This is a genomic window from Albidovulum sp. (assembly GCF_049646345.1).
GTDB lineage: Bacteria > Pseudomonadota > Alphaproteobacteria > Rhodobacterales > Rhodobacteraceae > Albidovulum.
On sequence record NZ_JBARVQ010000426.1, the window covers coordinates 1 to 3,116 of the forward strand.

4 protein-coding genes are annotated in these 3,116 nt (G+C 67.0%); all 4 read left to right on the forward strand.

Translation table 11 applies throughout. The features are described from left to right. Nucleotides 1–253: 253 nt before the first annotated feature. The gene (locus WBB85_RS10670; RefSeq protein WP_432638599.1) at nt 254–1,663 is read left to right on the forward strand and encodes an amidase; all 1,410 of its coding nucleotides are present in this window, start codon (nt 254–256) and stop codon (nt 1,661–1,663) included. Next, complete coding sequence (locus WBB85_RS10675) at nt 1,663–2,028, forward strand: winged helix-turn-helix domain-containing protein (protein ID WP_432638600.1); 366 nt, start codon at nt 1,663–1,665, stop codon at nt 2,026–2,028. Before WBB85_RS10670 ends, WBB85_RS10675 begins: the two co-directional genes overlap by 1 nt. A gap of 55 nt (nt 2,029–2,083) precedes the next feature. Next, entirely contained in the window at nt 2,084–2,812 is a 729-nt protein-coding gene (modA, locus tag WBB85_RS10680; protein WP_432638601.1) for a molybdate ABC transporter substrate-binding protein, read from the forward strand. Continuing rightward, nucleotides 2,809–3,116, forward strand: a 308-nt coding sequence (locus WBB85_RS10685) for a molybdate ABC transporter permease subunit (protein ID WP_432638602.1), incomplete at its 3' end; no start/stop codon positions are given. The genes modA and WBB85_RS10685, both read left to right, overlap by 4 nt.

A 3,116-nucleotide genomic window follows, 5' to 3' on the forward strand; every position in this document is an offset into this window, starting at 1 on the left:
TGCGCGCCGCCGGGCAGCGCCCGACCGCCCCATGGGCGGGCGCTCCTGCACCGTTTCAAGTAGAACCGAAATCGGACGTGGCGGCACGATAAAGTGCCCTGCAAACCCGTAGGTGCGCCCACCCGCGGTCGGGCGCTGCCCGGCCACCGACACCCGCAACAGGCGCGCAGTTCAAACTGTGATACGACCGAATTCTGATTCACTGCCCGCCCGAAACGCGATAGGTCTGATCCCGGACGGCGATGAGGACGGCATGGATATCTGCACATTGTCGGCGACGGACCTGTCGCGCCGCATGGCGGCCGGGCAGCTGACGGCGCGCACGGTCATGGAGGCCTTTCTTGACCGCATCGCCGCCCTGAATCCCGGCCTGAACGCCATCGTCTCACTCCGCCCCGAGGCGGATCTTCTGGCGGAAGCGGAGGCGATGGACCGCCTTCCCCGGCGCGGCTGGCTGCACGGGATGCCGCTCGCCGTGAAGGACCTTGTCGCCACAAGGGGGCTGCGAACCACATATGGCTCACCCCTCCATGCCGATTTCGTGCCAGAGGCGGATGACTTGATCGCCGCGCGGATGCGGGAAGCGGGCGCGATCTTTATCGGCAAGACCAATACGCCGGAATGGGGTCAGGGATCGCACAGCTACAACCCGGTCCACGGGGTGACGCGCAACCCCTATGACCTGACCAGAACGGCAGGCGGTTCTTCGGGCGGTGCCGGGGCGGCGCTGGCCGCGCGGCTGGTGCCCGTTGCCGACGGGTCCGACATGATGGGCTCGCTCCGCAATCCGGCGGCCTTCTGCAATGTCTACGGGTTCCGCCCAAGCTGGGGGCTGGTGCCGCAGGATGCCGAAGGCGATACGTTCCTCTCGACCCTCACAACCGATGGCCCGATGGGCCGCAGCCCCGAGGATATCGCGCATTTCCTCGAAATCCTCGCCGGGCCCAACCCCGGCACCCCGTTCGGGCGCACGGCCGAGCCCTATTCAGACCTCTTGACCACCGGGATCAAGGGCAAGCGCATCGGCTGGCTCGCCGACTGGGACAGCGCCTATCCGGTTGAGGACGGCATTCTTGAGCTCTGCCGGGGGGCGCTTGCCGCCTTCGAAGACCTCGGCGCGATAGTGGAGCCCATCGCCGCCCCCTTCCCCGCCGAAGACCTGTGGGACAGCTGGACCGTGCTCCGTTCCGCCATCACCGCCCGCGCCAAACGCGACCTTTTTGACGACCCCGCCAAACGCGCCCTGACCAAGCCCGAGACCTTGTGGGAGATCGAGACCGGCCTGACCCGGACCGCCGCTGACCTCTTCCGCGCCAGCGAGATCCGTTCGCGCTGGTATGCCACGGCGGCCCGGCTTTACGACCGTTTCGACGCGCTCGCCCTGCCCTCGGCACAGGTCTGGCCCTTCCCGGCCGACTGGACCTGGCCGCGCGAGGTGGCGGGGCGGGCGATGGACAGCTATCATCGCTGGATGGAGATCACCGTTCCCGTCAGCCTGATCGGCCTGCCCTGCCTGTTGCTGCCCGCCGGGTTCGGCGCAGATGGCCTGCCCATGGGGGTGCAGCTGTTCGGCCCGACCGGCAGCGATGCCCGCATCCTTGCCATGGGCCACGCCTATCACCGCGCGACCAACTGGCCGTCGCAACGCCCCCCGGTCTTCTGATGGCGGACAAGGATCATCCCGAACTGAAGCTGCGCCTCACGCTCAGGGGTGGCGAATGGCTGGGCCCCGGCAAGGCGGACCTTTTGGAGGGCATCGCCGAAACCGGATCGATATCCGCCGCCGGAAAGCGGATGAAGATGAGTTACAAGCGCGCCTGGGGCCTTGTAGAGGTGCTGAACGGAATGTTCCGCGCGCCCCTGGTTGCCTCCAGCCGCGGCGGCGCCGGACATGGCGGGGCAGAATTGACCGAAGCCGGACGCGACGTGCTGCAGCTTTACCGGCAGATGCAGAGCAATGCGGCGAGCGCGACCGAGGTCGAAATCGCGGAGCTGACCCGGCTCGCCGATATTCCCGAACGGAAATAACGCTTGCATGGCAGGCGGAAGCCCCGTTATCTCCGAATGAACATAACGGAATGCCATGCGCCTGATCCTGCCTCTCGCCCTCTGCCTCTTTGCCGCCGCCGCGCGGGCAGAGAGCGCATTGGTCACCGTCGCCACCAACTTCCGCCCTGCCGCCGAGGCGCTGGCCGGGGCGTTCAATGCGGAAACCGGCCACGAGGTCACCCTGACCGCCGGGGCCACAGGCAAACTCGCAGCCCAGATTGCGAATGGTGCGCCCTTCGATGCGTTTCTGTCGGCGGATGCGGAAACACCGAAAAGGCTCGCGGCCGAAGGTCACGCATTGCCCGGCACCTCGTTCACCTACGCGACCGGCGCGCTTCTCCTTTGGTCCGCCGATCCGACCCGCGACCTTTCCGATCCCGCCACAGCCCTGAGGGCGGCCCGGCATGTAGCCATCGCCAACCCGGCCCTGGCACCCTATGGCAAGGCCGCGATGCAGGCCGTTGAAAAAATGGGGCTTTCGGGCGATCTGAACAGCAAGATCGTAACCGCCGAAAACATTGGGCAGGCCTATGCGCTCGTGGCCTCTGGCGCGGCGGCACTGGGCTTTGTCGCGGCCTCGGCAGATACGAAAGATGGAACGGGATGGAGGGTGCCAGAGGGGTTTCACGACCCGATCCGGCAGGATGCGATCCTGCTGAGCCACGGGGCGAACAACCAAGCCGCCCGCGCCTTCCTCGACTGGCTGCAGGGCGATGCGGCCCATGCGATCATCCGCAACTTCGGCTATGAGGCGGGCGAATGACCGACCTCGGCCCCCTCTGGCTGACGCTCCAGCTTGCAGCCATCGTGACCGCCCTTCTCCTGATCCTCGGCACGCCGCTCGCCTGGTGGCTCGCCCGCAGCCGGTCACGCCTTGCGCCGGTGGTAGAGGCCGTGACGGCGCTGCCGCTTGTGCTGCCGCCGACCGTGCTTGGCTTCTACCTGCTCATCGCCTTCAACCCCACGGCCCCGCTTGGCCAATTCTGGCTCTCGCTGACCGGCACCACGCTGACCTTTTCCTTCACCGGCCTCGTTCTGGCCTCGCTGATCTACTCATTGCCCTTCAC

What these genes read in the sequence shown, in the direction of transcription:
- WBB85_RS10670 (WP_432638599.1), top strand. Translation starts at nt 254, where the DNA reads ATGGATATCTGCACATTGTCGGCGACGGACCTGTCGCGCCGCATGGCG.
- WBB85_RS10675 (WP_432638600.1), top strand. Translation starts at nt 1,663, where the DNA reads ATGGCGGACAAGGATCATCCCGAACTGAAGCTGCGCCTCACGCTCAGG.
- modA (WP_432638601.1), top strand. Translation starts at nt 2,084, where the DNA reads ATGCGCCTGATCCTGCCTCTCGCCCTCTGCCTCTTTGCCGCCGCCGCG.